Below are 19,117 nucleotides of genomic sequence, written 5' to 3' on the forward strand. Positions count from 1 at the left end.
ATCAGCCGTTGCTGAGGGTGGCCACGTCACCCAGGTAACCGATCTTGCCGCCGGTCACCTGGTACAGGTACACGTTCTTGGTCTTGAGCTCGCCCTTGTCGTCGAAGGCGAAGTCCTTGGTCAGACCCTTGTAGTCCACGACCTTGAGCGCCGCGAGCAGCTTGTCGCGGGTGACGTCCTTACCCAGCTTCTTCATCTCGGAGATGATCAGGTTCGCGATGTCGTACGACTCGGCCGAGTAGGTGCCCGGAGGCGTGTTGAACTTCTTGGTGTACGCGTCGGTGAACGCCTTGGTGTTGGTGTTCTTCGTCGCGTCGGTGCAGGGGCAGGTCAGGAACCACTTCTCCGACGCCGCGCCCGCCAGTTCCACGAACTTCGCGTCGTTGGAACCGTCACCGGAGATGCCGATGCCCTTGAACCCGCCGTCGGCCAGCTTCTTCGCGAACGGAGCCAGGTCGGCGTAGTAACCCGCGTAGATCAGCGCGTCCGCCTTGGAGTTGACGACCTTGGTCGCCGCCGCCGTGTAGTCAGGGGTCTTGGCCGGAACGCTGTCCGTCTCGACCGTGACGCCCGCGTCCTTCAGGCTCTTCACCGCGACCTCGGCAAGACCCACGCCGTACTCGCTCTTGTCGTCGATGACGAAGACCTTCTTGGCCTTCTCCTTCTTCGACAGGTACTCGGCCATGCCCGCGCCCTGCTCGTTGTCGTTCGGCGCACCGCGCAGGAACGACGTGAAGCCCAGGGTGGTCAGACCCGGGTTGGTCGCCGACGGCGTCACCGCGGCGAGCTGCGCCTGCGCGTACAGCTGACCCGAGGCCTTGGTCGGGCCCGAGAAGGCCGGACCGACGACCGCGACGACGCTCGTGTCGCCGATGAGCTTCTGGGCAGCCGCGGGGGCCTGGTCCGGAAGACCCTGGTCGTCACCGTCCACGACCTTCAGCGTGAAGGGCAGGTCGCCCTTGGCGTTGGCCTCGTCCACGGCCAGCTTCAGACCGTTGTCCTCATTGATGCCCAGTGCGCTGTTGTCACCCGACAACGGACCCTGGAAGCCGATGGAGAACGTCGGCTTGCCACCATTGCTGCTGTCGTCCTTGCCGCCACCGCACGCGGTGAGCGCAAGGGCGCCAACTGCCACCGGAAGAGCAAGCTTGACGAGCTTTTTGTTGAGCACTACGACCCCCTGGATCCGCCCAAGTGATTACAGTCGGCGGGCCGTAGGCCCCCCGCATTGCGACCGCGTGGGAGCCACGCGGGTTGGCGGGAATGTAATCCGCTGATCAGGCACTCAGATAGGCCGATGGAAGAGATGTGATCGTACAGTGACCTCGGTCATGTGCCGGAAACAGAACGGTCCTTACCGGTAACCGGACGAGTCCAGGGGAAGAAGTGCGGATGAATGCCCGAAATGGCGTCACTCCACCGCAAGGCGCCCGACACCTGCTCGCCGTCGCCGCGACAGCCGCCCTCGCCGGCGCCCTGACCACCGCCCTTGTCGCCACCGCTCTCTGGCCCGCCACCCCCCGGACCGCGCCCCAACGCCCCCTGCGCCAACTTGAGATCGCCCTCGACGCACCCGCCGTCCACCCCGGGAATCTCGAATTCCGCGCCATTGCGCTGCGCTGCGGAATCGCCGTCATCGTCGGCACCCACGCCGAACACCCCGCCAAAGGACGCCTCTGCCGCATCAGAATCGACGTCACCGTCGACGACTCCGTCAGCGCCCGCCTCGACAACGACATCCAACGCCTCGTCCTCACGGACGGAACCCGCCACTCCGTCGACTGGGAGGCCATGCAGATCAAACGCCAGCCGCTCACCCTCGACATCGGCGCCCACGACAGCGCCCAGTACGACCTCTGGTTCGACATCCCCAAGGACGCCGCCGTCGACCGGCTCGCCGTCACCAACGACAAAGGGATGCCCACCAAGGACATCCCTCTGCCACACCTCGACTGGCCGGACCGCTCCGCCTGACGGCAGGCACCGACCGCGGCCCGACGGCTACTTGACCGCGCCGTCCACCTCGTCCAGCACCGCCTGGGCCACCGCCTGCATCGTCATCCGGCGGTCCATCGACGTCTTCTGGATCCACCGGAACGCCGCCGGCTCGCTCAGCCCGTACTTTGTCTGCAGCACGCTCTTCGCCCGGTCCACCAGCTTCCGGGTCTCCAGCCGCAGACTCAGGTCCGCGACCTCCGCCTCCAGCGCCCGCAACTCAGTGAACCGCGACACCGCCATCTCGATGGCCGGCACCACGTCGCTCTTGCTGAACGGCTTCACCAGGTACGCCATCGCCCCGGCGTCCCGGGCCCGCTCCACCAGCTCCCGCTGCGAGAACGCCGTCAGCATCAGCACCGGCGCGATCTTGTTCTTGGCGATCCGCTCCGCCGCCGAGATCCCGTCGAGCACCGGCATCTTCACGTCCAGGATCACCAGATCCGGACGGAGCTCCTCGGCGAGGTTCACGGCCGTCTCGCCGTCCCCCGCCTCCCCGACCACGGAGTAGCCCTCCTCCTCGAGCATCTCCTTGAGGTCGAGCCTGATCAGAGCCTCGTCCTCGGCGATCACCACGCGGGTGGTGTGCGGCGGTACGTGCGTGTGCTCGTCAACGGGCTCGGGCTCGGCGGCGCTCACGGGACTCCTCGTTCCAAGGCAGGTGCTGGGTATAGAGCCTACCTAGCTGCGGTATGTTTGAGGTGCGGAGGGTCTAGACTGCCCTTCGTTTCGAAAGGCCCCGGTAGCCCAACTGGCAGCAGGCGATGGATTCAAAACCCATACAGTGTCGGTTCGAATCCGACCCGGGGCACTCTGCCTTCAATTCCAAGGTTCGCCAACCATTGGCGATCTTCACTGGTTGGGGTGAACAAGGCTTCGAATGAGGCCCCGGCGAGCGCCTTCCGGCGCATCGTCGGACGCGTGTACGACCTCGCAGCACGCCGCCGAGCCGTCGCGCTCGTCTCCCAGGGGCACAGCCTCAATGCCGTGAGCCGGATGACCGGCATGTCCCGCTCCGCCATCCGCGACTGGTGCGTCCGCATCGAACCCCCTGCGGCCTGGTCCGGGCTGCACCGGCCGCGCCTCGGGCCCGGCCTACGCGTACCTGCTCGGCCTCTACCTCGGCGACGGCTGCATCAGCCGCCAGCCCCGGGGCGGGTACGCCCTGCGCATCGCCTGCGGTGACGCCTGGCCCGGACTGATCGACGCCTGCGAGGAAGCGGTCCGGGCCGTGCGCCCCGGCAACTCCGTCTGCCGCGTCCGCACTCCGGGCTGCACCATGGTGACGTCCTACAGCAGCCACTGGTCCTGCCTCTTCCCGCAGCACGGCCCGGGCAGGAAGCACGAACGGCCCATCGCGCTGGAACCGTGGCAGCAGGAGGTCGTCGACGAGCACCCCTGGGACTTCGTCCGCGGGCTCATCCATTCCGACGGCAGCCGGGTCGTCAACCGCACCACGCGCACGGTGGCCGGCCAACCCAAGCGCTACGCGTACCCGCGCTACTTCTTCACCAACGTCTCCGCCGACATCCGGCGTCTGTGCACCGACACCCTCGACGCGCTGGGTGTCGCCTGGAGGCAGGCGAACGCCTGCAACATCTCCGTCGCCCGCAAGGAGTCCGTCGCGCTCATGGACCGCTTCATCGGTCCGAAGTATTGAGCCGCGCCTTCGTGTGCCGCGTGGCCATGGCCGTCGCCGGGTCCTCCGGCCAGGGGTGCTTCGGGTAGCGCCCGCGCAGTTCCGCGCGGACCGCGCGGTAGCCATCGCGCCAGAAGGAGGCGAGGTCGGAGGTGACGGCGGCGGGGCGGCCCGCGGGGGACAGCAGGTGCACGACCAGGGGCACGCGGCCGTCGGCGATGCGCGGGGTGGCGGTCCAGCCGAAGAGTTCCTGGAGCTTGGCGGCGAGGACGGGCCGGTCGCCGTCGTAGGAGACGCGTACGCGCGACCCGGAGGGGATCTCGACGCGCTCCGGGGCGAGTTCGCCGAGCCGGGCCGCCTCCCCGCCCGCCCAGGGCAGCAGACGGGACAGGGCGGCGCCGGCGTCGGTGCGGGCGAGGTCGGCGCGGCGGCGGGCGCGCGCGAGTTCGGGGGCGAGCCATTCCTCGGCCCGGTCCAGGAGGGCGGCGTCGGAGACGTCGGGCCAGGGGTCGCCGAGTTCGCGGTGGAGGAAGGCGAGGCGCTGCCGGAGGGCGGTGGCGTCGCGTGACCAGGTGAGCAGGCCGGGGCCTTCGCGGCGCAGGCCGTCGAGGAGGGCGGCGTGCAGGAGCGCGGGGTCGGGGGCGGTCAGCGGCCGGGTGCCGAGTTCGATGGCGCCGAGGCGGACGGTGTGCTGGGCGGTGATGTCGCCGTCGGTCCAGGAGACGTCGTCCCGGGCGGTGAGCAGGGGGGCGGCGGCGGTGCGGGCGGTGTCCTCGTCGATGGCGGTGGCGAGGCGGACGCGCGCTGTGGGGGCGCCGGCGGGGCGGTCGGCGACGGCGACGGCGAGCCAGCCGGGGGTGCCGAGGCGGGTGCCGGCGGCGAGCTCGGCGGCGGTGCCGGAGGCCATGAGGTAGCTGCCGGCGGCGCGGCGGCGGGCGACGCGTTCGGGGAAGGCGAGGGCGGTGATGAGGCCGGCGGCGGTGTCGTCGGTGAGGGCGGTTTGGGGGTGGTCGGGTGCGGCGGCGGCGAGGCGGCGGGTTTCGGCGCGCCAGCGCGCGGTGTAGGCGTCGTGGGCGCGGCGTGCGGTGCGCCAGGCGGTGGTGAGGTCGTCGCCGTAGTCGCGCGGGGGTTCTTCGGCGATGAGGGCGACGATGTCGGCGGCGCGCCGGGTGCCGGTGCTGGGGGCGCCGTCGAGGAGGGCGCGGGCGAGGCGGGGGTGGAGGCCGACGCGGGCCATGCGGGCGCCGTGGTCGGTGGGCAGGCCGTCGGGGCGGGTGGCGCCGATGGCGGCGAGGACGTCGCGTGCGGCTGTCAGGGCGCCTGCGGGGGGCGGGTCGAGGAGGGCGAGCCCGGTGGCGTCGGGGGCGCCCCAGACGGCGGCCTGGAGGGCGAACGGGGTGAGGTCGGCGATGGCGATCTCGGGGGAGGGGTAGCGGGGGCGGCCGGTGTCGTCGGCCGGGTTCCAGCAGCGGTAGGCGTGGCCGGGTGCTTCGCGGCCGGCGCGGCCGAGGCGCTGGGCGGCGGTGGCGTGGGAGGCGCGGACGGTGGTGAGGGAGCCGAGGCCGCGGGCGTGGTCGGTGCGGGGTTCGCGGGCGAGTCCCGAGTCGACGACGACGCGGACGCCGGGGACGGTGAGGCTGGATTCGGCGACGGAGGTGCTGAGGACGACGCGCCGGCGGGTGCCGTCGCCGCCGTGGAGGACGTCCTCCTGTACGGCGGCGGGGGCTTGGCCGTGGAGCTGGAGCACGTCGGTGCCGTGGCCGGGGAGGTCGCCGAGGAGTGCGGCGACGCGGGCGATCTCGCCGGTGCCGGGCAGGAAGCACAGGATGTCGCCGTGGTGGTCGCGCAGGGCGGTTCGCACGGTGGCGGCGATGTGGTCGAGGAGGGCGGGGTCGACGCGCATGCCGTGCGGGGGGCGGGTGCCGCGCGGGGGCGGTGCGTGGGTGACGCCGACGGGGTGGGTGCGGGCCTCGGCGCGGACGACGGGGGCGTCGTGGAGGAGCCGGGACCAGGCGTCGGCGTCGGTGGTGGCGGAGGCGGCGACGAGCTGCAGGTCGGGGCGGAGGGTGGCGCGGACGTCGAGCAGGAAGGCCATGGCGGTGTCGGCGTCGAGGTGGCGTTCGTGGCATTCGTCGAGCAGGACGGTGTGGGTGCCGGGGAGTTCCTGGTCGCGTTGGAGGCGTTGCAGCAGGACGCCGGTGGTGACGACTTCCACGCGGGTGGCGGGGGAGACCTTGCGTTCGCCGCGGACGGTGAATCCGACGTGCTGCCCGGCTTCCTCGCCGAGCAGCCAGGCCATGCGGCGGGCGGCGGCCTTGGCGGCCATGCGGCGGGGTTCGGCGACGGTGACGTGGCGCGGGGGTCCGTCACCGGTGAGGCCGGCGAGGGCGAGCGGTACGAGGGTGGTCTTGCCGGTGCCGGGGGGTGCGGCGAGAACGGCGCAGCCGTGGGTGCCGAGTGCGTCGCGCAGCGCGGGCAGGGCGGCGCGTACGGGGAGGGCGGCGAGGGCGTCCCGGCGGGGGCCGGGGGGCGCGGGGGTCATGCGGTGGTGCACACGAAGATCGCCGTGCCGGGGATGAGCCGGCCGCGCAGTGGTGACCAGCCGCCCCATTCCTCGGTGTTCCAGGCGGGCCACTCGGGTTCGACGAGGTCGGTGAGGACGAAGCCGGCGGCGGTCAGTTCGCGGACGCGGTCGCCGAGGGTGCGGTGATGCTCGACGTAGACGGCGTGTCCGTGGTCGTCCTGTTCGACGTAGGGGGTGCGGTCGAAGTAGGAGGCGGTGGCGGTGAGGCCCTCGGGGCCGGGTTCGTCGGGGAAGGCCCAGCGGACGGGGTGGGTCACGGAGAAGATCCACCGGCCGCCGGGGCGCAGGACGCGCCGTACTTCGCGCATGACGTGGGCGCTGTCGGCGATGAAGGGGAGCGCGCCGTACGCGGAGCAGGCGAGGTCGAAGGAGGCGTCGGCGAAGGGCAGGGCGCCGGCGTCGGCCTGGACGAGGGGGAACCGGGGGGCTGTGCTTCCCGGGCTTCCCGTGGCGTGCTGGTCGATGCGGCGGGCGTGCTGGAGCTGGCGGTGGGAGAGGTCGAGGGCGACGGGGCGGGCGCCCTGGGCGGCGAGCCAGCGGGAGCACTGGGCGGCGCCGGCGCCGATCTCGAGGACGGCGGTGCCGGCGAGTCGTTCGGCGGGCCCGAGAATCCGGGCGTCCTCCTCGTTCAGCCCCTCGGGGCCCCAGACGAATTCGGCGTCGCCGAGGAACTCGCCGTGGTCGGTCTGGTACTCGTCGGCGTTGCGGTCCCACCAGCCGCGGTTGGCGCGGCTGCTCTCCGTGGTGCCCGCGGTACGGCGGGTGGCCTCGGCTTCTTCGGGCAAGGGCTGGGGGGGCGGTGCTTGGATCATCGCTGTGGTCGTCGTACCCTCTGTGGTGACCTGTGGCTGTGGTGGTGCCGCAGCACGTGCTTGCGTCAGTGCCCGGTACGGGGTGTTCCGCCCGTGGTGTGCTCTTCGCGCATTGACCGTGCCCGGCTGCCCCCGTATGCTACAAGTTGCGCTGCGAGCCTGCGCGCCTCGGACGGAGCAGGCTGCGCTCACATCTGTTGTAAACCTCTCGGCCTTGTGGGCTGTCCGGAATCGGCAGGAGCGAAACGGGCTTACGGCGTAGCAGTACCTACGACTTCATGTCCGTACCGGAGCCCTTTTCCTAATGACGAGCAGCACCGAGGCCCCTCGTACCACCCCGCAGGTGGCGGTCAACGACATCGGTTCCGAGGAAGCCTTCCTCGCCGCGATCGACGAGACGATCAAGTACTTCAACGACGGCGACATCGTCGACGGCGTCATCGTGAAGGTCGACCGGGACGAGGTCCTGCTCGACATCGGTTACAAGACCGAGGGCGTCATCCCCTCGCGTGAGCTTTCGATCAAGCACGACGTCGACCCCAACGAGGTCGTCGCCGTGGGCGACGAGATCGAGGCCCTGGTCCTCCAGAAGGAGGACAAGGAGGGTCGTCTGATCCTGTCCAAGAAGCGCGCCCAGTACGAGCGCGCCTGGGGCACGATCGAGAAGATCAAGGAAGAGGACGGCATCGTCACCGGTACCGTCATCGAGGTCGTCAAGGGTGGTCTCATCCTCGACATCGGCCTCCGGGGCTTCCTCCCCGCGTCGCTGGTCGAGATGCGCCGTGTCCGCGACCTCCAGCCGTACGTCGGCAAGGAGCTCGAGGCCAAGATCATCGAGCTGGACAAGAACCGCAACAACGTGGTCCTGTCCCGCCGTGCCTGGCTGGAGCAGACCCAGAGCGAGGTCCGCCAGACCTTCCTCACCACCCTGCAGAAGGGCCAGGTGCGCTCCGGCGTCGTCTCCTCCATCGTCAACTTCGGTGCCTTCGTGGACCTGGGTGGCGTGGACGGCCTCGTGCACGTCTCCGAGCTGTCCTGGAAGCACATCGACCACCCCTCCGAGGTCGTCGAGGTCGGCCAGGAGGTCACGGTCGAGGTCCTGGACGTCGACATGGACCGCGAGCGTGTCTCCCTGTCGCTGAAGGCGACCCAGGAAGACCCGTGGCAGCAGTTCGCCCGTACGCACCAGATCGGCCAGGTCGTCCCCGGCAAGGTCACCAAGCTGGTGCCGTTCGGTGCGTTCGTCCGCGTGGACGAGGGCATCGAGGGTCTGGTCCACATCTCCGAGCTGGCCGAGCGCCACGTGGAGATCCCGGAGCAGGTCGTCCAGGTCAACGACGAGATCTTCGTCAAGGTCATCGACATCGACCTCGAGCGCCGTCGCATCAGCCTCTCGCTGAAGCAGGCCAACGAGTCCTTCGGTGCCGACCCGGCCTCGGTCGAGTTCGACCCGACCCTGTACGGCATGGCCGCGTCCTACGACGACCAGGGCAACTACATCTACCCCGAGGGCTTCGACCCCGAGGCCAACGACTGGCTCGAGGGCTACGAGACCCAGCGCGAGGCGTGGGAGCACCAGTACGCCGAGGCGCAGTCCCGCTTCGAGCAGCACCAGGCGCAGGTCATCAAGTCCCGCGAGGCCGACGCCGAGGCTGCGGCCGAGGCCGGCCAGGCCGCTCCGGCGGCCGGCCCCGCCGGTGGCTCGTACTCCTCGGAGTCCGGTGACACCTCGGGCGCGCTCGCGTCGGACGAGGCGCTTGCCGCGCTCCGCGAGAAGCTGGCCGGCGGCCAGAGCTGATCGCAGGGGCTCCGGCCCCGGGTACATCGGAACGGCCCGCTCCCCTCTGGGGGAGCGGGTCGTTCCGCGTTCCGGGGCGCGGCCGTGGGAATGCGGGGGGTTCGCCCTTCGTTGGACCAGAAGTTGATCAGAACGAAAGAAGGGTGCACGGTGCTGGATCCCCAGGGGCTGTACGCATACGAGCCGGGCGGGGCAGAGGCCGTCGACGAGGCGTTCGGCGAGACCGGGCCCGTGCTGCTGTACCACTTCGACGGGTACATCGACGCCGGGGAGACCGGTGCGCAGGTCGTCGAGGAGCTGCTGGAGCGCCAGGAGCACCGGGTGGTGGCGCGTTTCGACGCCGACCGGCTGGTGGACTACCGGGCCCGGCGTCCGCTGATGACCTTCAAGCGCGATCACTGGACGGCGTACGACACCCCGGAGATCGCGCTGCGGCTGGTGCGCGACAGCACCGGTGCCCCCTTCCTGCTGCTGTCGGGCCAGGAGCCGGACGTGGAGTGGGAGCGGTTCGCGGCTGCGGTCGTGCAGATCGTGGAGCGGCTGGGGGTGCGGCTGGCGTTCAACTTCCACGGCATCCCGATGGGTGTCCCGCACACCCGGCCGGTGGGGCTGACGCCGCACGGCAACCGGCTGGACCTGATGCCGGGTCACCGCAGCTGGTTCGACGAGGCGCAGGTGCCGGGCAGCGCGGAGTCGCTGATCGAGCTGCGGCTCGCGGAGTCCGGCCGTGACGTGCTGGGCATCGCCGCGCATGTGCCGCACTACCTGGCGCGTTCCGGGTACCCGGACTCGGCGCTGGCGGTGGTCGAGACGCTGACGGCGGCGACGGGGCTGGTGCTGCCGCAGGTGGCGCACGCCCTGCGGACCGAGTCGCACACCGTCCGGGCGGAGATCGACCGCCAGGTCGAGGAGGGCGACGCGGAGTTGGTGTCGGTCGTGCGCGGGCTGGAGAACCAGTACGACGCGCTGGCCGGCGGCCAGACGCGGGACAACCTGATCGCCGAGCCGGTGGACCTGCCGTCGGCGGACGATCTGGCGGCGGAGTTCGAGCGCTTCCTGGCCGACCGCGAGGACGACGGCGCCTGACCGCTGGTCGGCGGCCCGGGCGCTGCCCGGACCCGGCTCGTGCGCGGCGGGGGGCGGCGGTAGTCTCGCGCCATGGTCACTGTGGGGCTGACGGGCGGGATCGGGGCGGGCAAGAGCGAGGTGTCGCGGCTGCTGTCCTCGTACGGGGCGGTGCTGATCGACGCCGATCGCATCGCGCGCGAGGTCGTGGAGCCGGGAACGCCCGGTCTGGCGGCGGTCGTCGCCGAATTCGGCGAGGGTGTGCTGACCGAGGACGGCAGCCTGGACCGTCCCGGCCTCGGTGCCGTCGTCTTCTCCGACCCCGAGCGGCTGCGGGCGCTCAACGCGATCGTGCATCCCCTGGTCCGGGAGCGGTCGGCCGCGCTGGAGGCGAGTGCCGGGCCCGAGGACGTCGTGGTCAACGACGTGCCCCTGCTGGCGGAGAACAAGCTGGCCCCGCTGTACGACGTGGTCGTGGTCGTGGACGCGGCCCCCGGCACGCAGGTGGACCGGCTGGTGCGGCTGCGCGGGATGACCGAGGACGAGGCGCGGGCGCGGATGGCGGCCCAGGCGGACCGTGAGGAGCGTCTGGCGATCGCCGATGTGGTGATCGACAACGACGGCCCGCTGGAGGCGCTGGAGCCTCAGGTCCGGCGGCTGTGGGCGCAGTTGCGTCACCAACCTCAAAACATCGTCAAAAGCTGATCCGGCACCCCCTCCGGCGGCGTCCGAGGAGCAGTAGCTTCGCTGCACTCATGGACGGAAGGGGACGGGGATGGAAGGCGTTTCGGCCGTGCTCACGGTGATTGCCGTGGTGCTGGTCCTGGTGGGGCTCAAGAGCGGGTTCCGCGTGATCAAGCAGTACGAGCGGGGTGTGGTCTACCGCCTCGGGCGGGTTCGGGAGAAGCCCAAGCAGCCGGGGCCGCGCATGCTCGTGCCGCTCGTCGACCGGATGACCAAGGTCAACATGCAGGTGGTCACCATGCCGGTGCCCTCGCAGGAGGGCATCACCCGGGACAACGTGTCGGTGCGGGTGGACGCGGTGCTCTACTTCCGGGTCGTGGACCCGGTCAAGGCGACGGTGCACGTGCAGAACTACCAGTTCGCCATGTTGCAGGTCGCGCAGACCTCGCTGCGATCGGTGATCGGCAAGAGCGAGCTGGACGACCTGCTGTCGGGCCGCGAGGCGATCCACGAGGGCCTGGAACTGCTGCTGGCCACCCCCGCCGTCGAATGGGGCATCCACATCGACCGGGTGGAGATCAAGGACGTGGCCCTGCCCGAGTCGATGAAGCGGTCCATGGCCCGGCAGGCCGAGGCCGACCGGGAGCGGCGGGCCCGCATCATCACCGCCGACGGTGAACTCCAGGCCTCGGAGAAGCTCGCCCAGGCGGCGCAGGCGATGGACCGGACGCCCGCCGCGATGCAGCTGCGGCTGCTGCAGACCGTCGTGGAGGTGGCGGCGGAGAAGAACTCCACGCTGGTCATGCCCTTCCCGGTGGAGATGCTGCGGTTCTTCGAGCGCGCGTCGGGTGCCGACCAGCAGCGGCCGCAGGAGACTGCCGTGCCCGCGGCACCGGACACGCCCGCCGCACCGGCCGGCGAGGCCGGCGGGGTCGCCCCGGCGGCGCTGGAGGTGCCGCAGCAACCGGTGGAGCCCGCGGCGCTGGAGAAGGGACACCCGCTCGCGGAGGAGGCGTGAGCCCACCCGCGCGCGGTCGTGCCGGATCCTGGGGGGAATGCATATGCGAGTGGTGATGTTGGGTAGTTGTGAGCCATTGAATGCCCGGGGAAGGAGGCGGCTGTGCCCGAGCAGAGCCCCGAGAACCACGTGATCGACTTCCGCGCGGCGGAGAAGCTCCTGGAGGCGCGGGACGCGCGCGGGGCGGTCAAGCTGCTGGACTCGGTCATCGCCGTGCACCCGGAGAACACCGCCGCCCGTCTGCTGCGGGCGCGGGCGTTCTTCCTGGCCGCGCAGCTGCGGCCGGCCGAGCTGGAGTTCCAGGTGGTCCTGGAGCGCGAGCCGGACAACGCGTTCGCGCACTTCGCGCTCGGTCGCACCCTGGAGCGGGCGGGCCGCGACGGGGAGGCACGACGGCATTTCCGGCTCGCCGCGGCCCTCGACCCCAAGCCGGACTATCTGCAGGCAGCCCGGTTCCCCGACTCCGCCTGAGCGGAGCGGGGGACCGCCGCCGGGCTCGGTTTCCGGGGTTCCGGGGGTCCGGGCGTCCGGGGTTCCGGCACGGCCACCGGAGGCGAGGTCAGCCGGTGGCGTCCGCCTCGATAGCGGAGATCAGTGCGGCCAGGGCCCCGGCGACCCGGTCGAGTCCGGCGTGGGGGGCGCCCCCGGGCTCGTCCATGTAGACGTCCCGCCGGATCTCGACCATCAGCGCGGAGACCCCGGGCGTTGCCCGGTAGTGCTTCAACGGCACATAGGTGCCGGAGAACGGCGAGTCCAGCCCCACCTCACCGCAGCCGGAGAAGGCCGCGCGCGCCGCGGCCGTCAGCCACGCCGGGGTGTGGAAGGCGTCGGTGCCCAGGCACACCGCGGGCCGGGGGCCGTCGCCGTGCAGCTCGTAGGGCAGTGGTGCGCTCGGGTAGGAGTGCACGTCGATGACGACGGCCCGGCCCGCGGCCTCCAGCCGGTCCTGCACGGCGGCGGTCATCGCCGCGGCGTAGGGGTGGAACCAGGTGTCCAGCAGCGCCTGTTCGTGCGCGGCGTCGTCCTCGCGCAGCGGCGCCAGTCGGGAGGTGCGGGTGTAGACGGCGCCCATGCCGACGGCGCGCATCTCCTCGCGTTCGTCCGGGAACCGCTCGGGATCGACGACCAGCCGGGACAGGTGGTTGACGAAGCGCCAGGCACCGGTCCCGGCGGCGGCCCGCCCGGCCAGAAGGGCGGTGTGGGAGTCCGTCATGCGGTCGAGTTCCGCCGCCAGTTGGGCGTCGTCGAGCAGGATGCGCTCGCGGACCGGCGCGGGCACCGCGCGTGCGCCGTGCGGCACATGCAGCAGCACCGGCGAACCGGGCGCCCCCTCCTCGACGCCGAAGGAAGCCTCCTCGTCCCCCTCGTGCGTGTCCATGCTGTCGTGCCCCTCCTGCCGTACCGGCCCTGCCCGTCGCGCGTCCGTCAGAACAGCGGCTCGGGCAGGACGCCCTCCCTCGCCAGCAGCGAACGCTTGATGTCCAGCATCCGCAGGCCGCCGCCGAAGCCCCCGATCCCGCCGTCGCTCTCCAGCACGCGATGGCAGGGCACGACGACCGGCAGTGGGTTGGAGCCCATGGCCACTCCGACCGCACGGGCCGCGCCGGGCTCCCCGACCCGGGTGGCCAGGTCCTGGTAGCCGACGACGCTGCCGAACGGCACGCCCCCCGCCAGTTCGCGCAGCACGGTGCGGTGGAAGCCGGCGCTCAGCGACCAGTCCAGTTCGAGGGTGAACGCCCGCAGGGTGCCCCCGAAGTAGGCCTCGACCTGCTCCACGGCCTCGCGCAGCCGGTCGCCCGCCGGCCCGCCGGGCAGGTGCTCGGGCGTGGCGCCGAGCCGGGACGCGAGCCGTTCCAGAGCGGCGGTCGTGGTCGCCTCGTCCGCCCGGAAGACGACGTGGACCAGGCCCTTCTCGGTGGCGGCCAGCAGCAGCGGCCCGACGGCGGTGTCCGCCACCGTCCAGGCCACCGTGCGGGTCGGGGTCTCGGGATTCGTCACGTCCACCAGCCTAGGCGGGGGCACCGACAACGGGCCGCGGACCGTTGCCGGCGCCCCGTTGCCGGCGCACCGGAGCCGGCAACTCCGCGCCGCGCGGCCACTCGCGAGGGTGGCGGTTCTCGACAGGTGTGTCACAGCAGGTAGTCGAGTGGCCACGGTGGGGGATGGGGCTCGCATGACGCGAAACGACTACTCCGCGGCCCTCCGCAAACTCGCCCGCGAGCAGGACCGGGTGGCCACCGTCGCCCAACTCGCGGAAGCCGGCGTGCCGCAGCGCCTGGTGCGTGAGCGCTGCCGCCCCGGCGGCAGGTGGCAGCGGCCGCTGCCCCGGGTCGCGGTGCTGCACTCCGGTCCGCTCAGCTCCGCCCAGCGGTGCCGGGCGGCCCTGGCGTTCGCGGGGCACCCGCTGACCCGGGCCATGATCACCGGGGCGGCGGCGCTGCGGCTGCACGGTGTCGCCGCCGCGGCGTTCCCGCCGGGGCTGCCGGTGGTCGACGTCCTCGTGCCCAGCGACCGGCGCATCCGCACCCACACCTGGGTGCGGGTCCATCACGCCCGGGCGCTGCCGGCGCCCGATCTGGTGGACGGCGTGCCCCTGGCCCCGGTGGTGCGGGCAGCCGCCGACGGCCTGCGGGAGTCCATCGACCCCGAGTGGGCCCGCGACGTCGTGCAGGAACTGGTCGTGGTGATGGGCGTCCCGGCCGGCATAGTCGCGGCCGAACTGGGTGCGGCGGTGCTGGGCCGCCGTCCGGCCGTGGCCGCGCTCCTGGAGTCCCTCGCGGCGGAGACCCGCGCGCCCGCCCCCGCCGTGGGTCCGCTGGCGCGCGCCCTGGTGGCCAGGTCCGGCCTGCGGCAGCCGCTGTGGCGCCCCACGCTCCACCTGGACGGGGCCTTCCTCGGCTCCCCGGACGCCTATTGGGCACGCGACGGGCTCGTGCTCGACCTCGGTCCCGGCGGCGGGCGCGCCCGGTGGGAGGCGCTGGGCCTGCGGGTGCTGCGGGTGGCCCCGGCCGCTCTCGCGCGCGCCCCGGGAGAGGTGGTCGCCGCCCTGCGGGCCGCGCTGGAGGGCGGTCCGTACGGGCCGCTGGAGCGGATCACGGCGCTTCCGGGGGCGATCTGAGGCGGGTGGGGTGACCGGCGGGTTTCCGCGCGATGAAGTCCGCGCGACGTGGCCGCGCGGACACCGTCCGTGACCTACCGTGAGTGCCGCGCGGACCGAAGACGGGGGCCGGCCGGCAAGGGGGAGGGTGCCGTGGGCGGCACGTACGGAACGGTCGACGGGTTCACCTACGGGTGGGCGACTCCGCTGGCGGGCTACCTGATGGCCTGCCTGGGCGCGGGTCTCGGGCTGCGCTGCATCACGCGCGCCCTGGCGATGCACCCCTCGCGGCGGGCCGGCTGGCTCGCGCTCGGCGCGGCGGCCATCGGCTCGGGCATCTGGACCATGCACTTCATCGCGATGATGGGCTTCACCATCGGCGGGGTGCCCATCTCCTACGACCTGGTGACGACGCTCGCGAGCCTGCTGGTCGCCGTGCTCGTCGTCGGCGTCGGGGTCTTCGCCGTCGGCTACCTGGGCCGCTCGGTACCGGCGCTCCTGGCAGGCGGCGTCGTCATGGGCCTCGGAATCGCCGGCATGCACTACCTGGGCATGCGGGGCCTGCGGCTCCACGCCGCACTGGAGTACTCGACGCCGACGGTGGCCCTGGCCGTCGGCGTCGCGGTGGTCGCCGCGACGGTCGCCCTGTGGTGCGCGGTGACGATCCGCGGCCTGTACGGGGGGCTCGTCGCGAGCCTGATCCTGGGCCTCGCCATGACCTGCATGCACTACATCGGCATGGCGTCGGTGACCGTGCACCTGCTGAACGGCCCCCGGGAGGCGGGCGGGGCGGGTCCCGCCGCGCTCGCCCCGGTGCTGATCGGGCCGGTGGTGTTCCTCCTCCTGGCGGGTGTGGTCGTGGCGCTGGACCCGCCCACCCCCGATCCCTACGTCCCCGGCCGGCCCACGGTCGCGCAGCCCGGCCGCCCGGCCCCCGCCTCACGCGCCGCCCGTGCCTCCCGGGTGCGCGAGCGCCCGGGTGAACGCCATTGAGCGCTGCCCGACGCCACTGCAGCGGTCGGAGACGGCCTCCATGGTGCCGCCCGCCGCGGCCGCGCACCCGCGGTCGCGGTCGGCGGACCACATCGACAGCCCGCCCAGTCCCTTCCTCCGTGCGAACGCGGACAGTTGGGCGGCGTCCTGGAGGGTGAAGACCTCGCCCTCGATGTCATTGACGCCGATCATCGGGGTCACCTCCAGCGTCCGCCAGGCGTCGGCGTCCGACAGGCCCAGCAGCGACTTGACGCGCGCCTGGGCGGCGGTGGCGGCGCGGATCGCGTAGGCGCCCATGTCGCCGGTGTACGCGGGCCCGTAGTCCATCGCCATGATGTTGACGGCGCCGACGTCCACACCCTCGCGCGCGGCGGCGGCCACCACCGCGTCGGCTCCGTCCGCGAGGCCCGAGGGCATGGCGGGCAGCGTGAACGAGACCGTGAGGGGGCGGCCGGCGGCCTTGGCCCGCCGCTGCAACCGGGCGACGGCGCGCGCCCGGCGCGTGGTGGCGGAGGTGTCGGCCAGGGCGGCGCCCTCGATGTCGAAGTCCACCCGGGTCAGGTCGTACCGGTCGATCACCGAGGCGTAGGCGGCGGCCAGTTCGCCGGTGCTGCCGCAGGCGCTCGCCAGTTCCGTGCCGTCCGCACCGCCGAAGGACACCCGCAGGGTGCCGCCCGCGGCGCGCAGGGCGGCAAGGCGGGCGGCCAGGGGGCCGTGGTCGATCCCGTCGCGGCCGTCCCAGGCGGGCGCGCATCCGCCGCGCGCGGTGACGAAGCCGAGCGTGAATCCGTCCACGCCGCTGTGCCGGACGGCGGCCGCCATGTTGTAGACCGAGGTCTGCGACGCGTCCACGTACGGCAGGAACGTCACGTGCGCCGCCTTGAGCGGTGCCGTCGAGCCGCCGGCCCCGCCGGGCGCCGTACCCCTGAGGAGGTGGGCGGTCCCCGCGGCCGCGCAGGCCGCCGCGAGGCCGGCGATCAGAACGGTCGTACGGCGCTTCATGCCGGAGAGGCTATCGGCGCCGGTTCATTCCGTCGGGGCTTTTCGTCGGCATGTGCGAAATCCCCGCATTTCCCTTTCTCTGATCACCCGTGAGTGATTCTGATAATCGATCGGCGGAAATTGTCGGTGGAATGTCCGGCGCGGTGGTCCCCCGCGCCGGAGGCGTGCCACGGCCCGCTCCGCGACCGGCGCGGACCCGGTTGTCAGTGGGGGGTCGTACCGTGGACCCATGCGGCCCGTATCAGACATCGAACGCAGTGTGGCGCCCTTCGAGGTCGTCAGCCCCTTCCAGCCCAGCGGCGACCAGCCGACGGCCATCGACGACCTCGAGCGGCGCATCCGCGCCGGCGAGAACGACGTCGTCCTGCTCGGCGCCACCGGTACCGGAAAGTCGGCCACCACCGCCTGGATGATCGAGCGGCTGCAGCGTCCGACCCTGGTCATGGCGCCCAACAAGACCCTCGCCGCGCAGCTCGCCAACGAATTCCGCGAACTGCTGCCGAACAATGCGGTCGAGTACTTCGTGTCGTACTACGACTACTACCAGCCCGAGGCGTACGTCCCGCAGACGGACACGTACATCGAGAAGGACTCCTCCATCAACGAGGAGGTCGAGCGGCTGCGCCACTCGGCCACCAACTCCCTGCTGACCCGCAGGGACGTGATCGTGGTCGCCTCCGTGTCCTGCATCTACGGCCTCGGCACGCCCCAGGAGTACATCGACCGCATGGTCCGCCTCCGGGTCGGCCAGGAGATCGACCGCGACGCGCTGCTGCGCAAGTTCGTCGACATCCAGTACGCGCGCAACGACGTGGCGTTCACCCGAGGCACCTTCCGCGTGCGCGGCGACACCATCGAGATCTTCCCGGTCTACGAGGAGCTCGCCGTCCGCATCGAGATGTTCGGCGACGAGATCGAGGCCCTGTACACGCTCCACCCGCTCACCGGCGAGATCATCACCGAGGACGAGCAGATGTACGTCTTCCCCGCCACCCACTACGTCGCCGGCCCCGAGCGCATGGAGCGCGCGATCGCCGGCATCGAGAAGGAACTCGGCGAGCAGCTGGCGGTCATGGAGAAGCAGGGCAAGCTGCTGGAGGCCCAGCGGCTGCGGATGCGCACCACGTACGACATCGAGATGATGCGGCAGATCGGCACCTGCTCCGGCATCGAGAACTACTCGCGGCACATCGACGGCCGCGAGACGGGCTCGGCGCCCGACACCCTCATCGACTACTTCCCCGAGGACTTCCTGCTCGTCATCGACGAGTCGCACGTCACCGTGCCGCAGATCGGCGCCATGTACGAGGGCGACGCCTCCCGCAAGCGCACCCTGGTCGACCACGGCTTCCGGCTGCCCTCCGCGCTCGACAACCGCCCGCTGAAGTGGGAGGAGTTCCTGGGGCGCGTCGGCCAGACCGTCTACCTGTCGGCCACCCCCGGCCCGTACGAGCTGTCCCGCGGCGACGGAACCGTCGAGCAGATCATCCGCCCGACGGGTCTGGTCGACCCCGAAGTGATCGTCAAGCCCACCAAGGGGCAGATCGACGACCTGGTGCACGAGATCCGGGTGCGCGCCGAGCGTGACGAGCGCGTCCTGGTCACCACCCTCACCAAGAAGATGTCCGAGGACCTCACCGACTACATGCTGGAACTCGGCATCCAGGTGCGGTATCTGCACAGCGACATCGACACCCTGCGCCGCGTGGAGCTCCTGCGCGAGCTGCGCGCGGGCGAGTACGACGTCCTGGTCGGCATCAACCTGCTCCGCGAGGGCCTGGACCTGCCCGAGGTCTCGCTGGTGGCGATCCTCGACGCGGACAAGGAGGGCTTCCTGCGGTCGGGCACCTCGCTGATCCAGACCATCGGCCGTGCGGCCCGCAATGTCTCCGGCCAGGTGCACATGTACGCCGACAAGATCACCCCGGCCATGGAGAAGGCCATCGACGAGACCAACCGGCGCCGGGCCAAGCAGATCGCGTACAACGAGGAGCGGGGCATCGACCCGCAGCCGCTGCGCAAGAAGATCGCCGGCATCATGGACTCCTTCGCCCGCGAGGACGCCGACACCGAGGAGCTGCTGGGCTCCGGCCGCCAGCGCTCGCGCGGCAAGGCGCCCGTTCCGGGGCTGTCCGGCAAGGCCGGCGGCAAGCGCGCCGACAAGAGCCTGCCGGCCGCCGAACTGGCGGAGCTCATCGGCGAGCTGACCGACCAGATGCACACGGCCGCCGCGGACCTGCAGTTCGAGGTCGCGGCCCGACTGCGCGACGAGGTGGGCGAGTTGAAGAAGGAGCTGCGGCAGATGCGGGAGGCCGGTGTGGCCTGACGCCTTTCCCCCTCGCGCACCGCGGTTGCCGAACCGCGGTGCGCCGGGCGCGCGTCTACCCATAGGGTGCGGAGCAACCGCACGTCGGCACACTGGGTGAGAGG

General features: G+C 71.9%; 16 protein-coding genes, 1 tRNA gene and 1 pseudogene. 11 read left to right on the forward strand and 7 right to left on the reverse strand.

Annotation, left to right across the window (positions count from 1 at the left end; genetic code table 11):
* Position 1: 1 nt before the first annotated feature.
* Positions 2-1,135, reverse strand: coding sequence for a branched-chain amino acid ABC transporter substrate-binding protein (locus ACIP64_RS11925; RefSeq protein ID WP_401584384.1), 1,134 nt, complete (start codon positions 1,133-1,135; stop codon positions 2-4).
* A 257-nt stretch (positions 1,136-1,392) separates the two neighbouring features.
* Here ACIP64_RS11925 and ACIP64_RS11930 point away from each other — a divergent pair, with 257 nt between their 5' ends.
* Positions 1,393-1,974, forward strand: a complete 582-nt coding sequence (locus ACIP64_RS11930) for a hypothetical protein (RefSeq protein WP_401584386.1) — start codon at positions 1,393-1,395, stop codon at positions 1,972-1,974.
* 27 nt (positions 1,975-2,001) lie between these two features.
* Here ACIP64_RS11930 and ACIP64_RS11935 read toward each other — a convergent pair whose 3' ends face one another.
* A complete protein-coding gene (locus ACIP64_RS11935) occupies positions 2,002-2,634 on the reverse strand; it encodes an ANTAR domain-containing response regulator (RefSeq protein ID WP_401584389.1) in 633 nt (210 codons plus the stop codon).
* A 97-nt stretch (positions 2,635-2,731) separates the two neighbouring features.
* Between ACIP64_RS11935 and ACIP64_RS11940 the strand changes: the two genes are divergently transcribed.
* Positions 2,732-2,806, forward strand: a tRNA-Leu gene (locus ACIP64_RS11940).
* A 110-nt stretch (positions 2,807-2,916) separates the two neighbouring features.
* Positions 2,917-3,655, forward strand: a pseudogene (locus ACIP64_RS11945) (hypothetical protein).
* On the opposite strand, the gene hrpB reads toward ACIP64_RS11945, so the two are convergent.
* Together hrpB and ACIP64_RS11955 are read right to left on the reverse strand one after the other, a co-directional pair.
* Positions 3,636-6,176, reverse strand: coding sequence for an ATP-dependent helicase HrpB (gene hrpB, locus ACIP64_RS11950; RefSeq protein ID WP_401584392.1), 2,541 nt, complete (start codon positions 6,174-6,176; stop codon positions 3,636-3,638). The pseudogene ACIP64_RS11945 and the gene hrpB overlap by 20 nt on opposite strands.
* Positions 6,173-7,030, reverse strand: coding sequence for a class I SAM-dependent methyltransferase (locus ACIP64_RS11955; RefSeq protein ID WP_401584395.1), 858 nt, complete (start codon positions 7,028-7,030; stop codon positions 6,173-6,175). The genes hrpB and ACIP64_RS11955 overlap by 4 nt, the downstream gene beginning before the upstream one ends.
* A gap of 304 nt (positions 7,031-7,334) precedes the next feature.
* Between ACIP64_RS11955 and rpsA the strand changes: the two genes are divergently transcribed.
* The 5 genes from rpsA to ACIP64_RS11980 all read left to right on the forward strand — a co-directional run bounded on the left by rpsA (position 7,335) and on the right by ACIP64_RS11980 (position 12,066).
* The gene (rpsA, locus tag ACIP64_RS11960; RefSeq protein ID WP_401584397.1) at positions 7,335-8,828 is read left to right on the forward strand and encodes a 30S ribosomal protein S1; all 1,494 of its coding nucleotides are present in this window, start codon (positions 7,335-7,337) and stop codon (positions 8,826-8,828) included.
* Between the two features lie 150 nt (positions 8,829-8,978).
* Positions 8,979-9,914: a PAC2 family protein gene (locus ACIP64_RS11965; RefSeq protein WP_401584400.1), complete on the forward strand. Its 936-nt coding sequence runs from the start codon at positions 8,979-8,981 to the stop codon at positions 9,912-9,914.
* A gap of 72 nt (positions 9,915-9,986) precedes the next feature.
* Positions 9,987-10,598 carry a dephospho-CoA kinase gene (coaE, locus tag ACIP64_RS11970; RefSeq protein ID WP_401584402.1) on the forward strand — a complete coding sequence of 204 codons (612 nt, stop codon included), beginning with the start codon at positions 9,987-9,989 and terminating at the stop codon, positions 10,596-10,598.
* 70 nt (positions 10,599-10,668) lie between these two features.
* On the forward strand, positions 10,669-11,595 hold the full coding sequence (locus ACIP64_RS11975; RefSeq protein ID WP_401584405.1) for a slipin family protein: 927 nt from the start codon (positions 10,669-10,671) through the stop codon (positions 11,593-11,595).
* Between the two features lie 102 nt (positions 11,596-11,697).
* Entirely contained in the window at positions 11,698-12,066 is a 369-nt protein-coding gene (locus ACIP64_RS11980) for a tetratricopeptide repeat protein (protein ID WP_319661161.1), read from the forward strand.
* A gap of 88 nt (positions 12,067-12,154) precedes the next feature.
* Here the strand turns inward: ACIP64_RS11980 and ACIP64_RS11985 are convergent, their stop codons facing one another.
* Positions 12,155-12,973: an N-formylglutamate amidohydrolase gene (locus ACIP64_RS11985; RefSeq protein WP_401584408.1), complete on the reverse strand. Its 819-nt coding sequence runs from the start codon at positions 12,971-12,973 to the stop codon at positions 12,155-12,157.
* Between the two features lie 47 nt (positions 12,974-13,020).
* A complete protein-coding gene (locus tag ACIP64_RS11990; protein WP_401584410.1) occupies positions 13,021-13,593 on the reverse strand; it encodes a methylated-DNA--[protein]-cysteine S-methyltransferase in 573 nt (190 codons plus the stop codon).
* Between the two features lie 175 nt (positions 13,594-13,768).
* Between ACIP64_RS11990 and ACIP64_RS11995 the strand changes: the two genes are divergently transcribed.
* Positions 13,769-14,713, forward strand: a complete 945-nt coding sequence (locus ACIP64_RS11995) for a hypothetical protein (protein WP_401584413.1) — start codon at positions 13,769-13,771, stop codon at positions 14,711-14,713.
* 132 nt (positions 14,714-14,845) lie between these two features.
* Entirely contained in the window at positions 14,846-15,685 is an 840-nt protein-coding gene (locus tag ACIP64_RS12000) for an MHYT domain-containing protein (RefSeq protein ID WP_401584415.1), read from the forward strand.
* Here ACIP64_RS12000 and ACIP64_RS12005 read toward each other — a convergent pair.
* Entirely contained in the window at positions 15,632-16,687 is a 1,056-nt protein-coding gene (locus tag ACIP64_RS12005; protein WP_401584418.1) for a chitinase, read from the reverse strand. The genes ACIP64_RS12000 and ACIP64_RS12005 overlap by 54 nt on opposite strands.
* Positions 16,688-16,916: 229 nt before the next feature.
* On the opposite strand from ACIP64_RS12005, the gene uvrB reads away from it, so the two are divergent.
* Positions 16,917-19,013 (forward strand): excinuclease ABC subunit UvrB, encoded by a 2,097-nt coding sequence (uvrB, locus tag ACIP64_RS12010; RefSeq protein WP_401584421.1) that lies wholly within the window; start codon positions 16,917-16,919, stop codon positions 19,011-19,013.
* Positions 19,014-19,117: the final 104 nt, after the last annotated feature.

The sequence above is a fragment of the Streptomyces sp. NPDC088733 genome (assembly GCF_044751185.1).
Taxonomy (GTDB): Bacteria; Actinomycetota; Actinomycetes; order Streptomycetales; family Streptomycetaceae; genus Actinacidiphila.

What these genes read in the sequence shown, in the direction of transcription:
- ACIP64_RS11985 (WP_401584408.1), bottom strand. Translation starts at nt 12,973, where the DNA reads ATGGACACGCACGAGGGGGACGAGGAGGCTTCCTTCGGCGTCGAGGAG.
- ACIP64_RS11955 (WP_401584395.1), bottom strand. Translation starts at nt 7,030, where the DNA reads ATGATCCAAGCACCGCCCCCCCAGCCCTTGCCCGAAGAAGCCGAGGCC.
- ACIP64_RS11975 (WP_401584405.1), top strand. Translation starts at nt 10,669, where the DNA reads ATGGAAGGCGTTTCGGCCGTGCTCACGGTGATTGCCGTGGTGCTGGTC.
- ACIP64_RS12005 (WP_401584418.1), bottom strand. Translation starts at nt 16,687, where the DNA reads ATGAAGCGCCGTACGACCGTTCTGATCGCCGGCCTCGCGGCGGCCTGC.
- ACIP64_RS11995 (WP_401584413.1), top strand. Translation starts at nt 13,769, where the DNA reads ATGACGCGAAACGACTACTCCGCGGCCCTCCGCAAACTCGCCCGCGAG.
- rpsA (WP_401584397.1), top strand. Translation starts at nt 7,335, where the DNA reads ATGACGAGCAGCACCGAGGCCCCTCGTACCACCCCGCAGGTGGCGGTC.
- uvrB (WP_401584421.1), top strand. Translation starts at nt 16,917, where the DNA reads ATGCGGCCCGTATCAGACATCGAACGCAGTGTGGCGCCCTTCGAGGTC.
- coaE (WP_401584402.1), top strand. Translation starts at nt 9,987, where the DNA reads ATGGTCACTGTGGGGCTGACGGGCGGGATCGGGGCGGGCAAGAGCGAG.
- ACIP64_RS11930 (WP_401584386.1), top strand. Translation starts at nt 1,393, where the DNA reads ATGAATGCCCGAAATGGCGTCACTCCACCGCAAGGCGCCCGACACCTG.
- hrpB (WP_401584392.1), bottom strand. Translation starts at nt 6,176, where the DNA reads ATGACCCCCGCGCCCCCCGGCCCCCGCCGGGACGCCCTCGCCGCCCTC.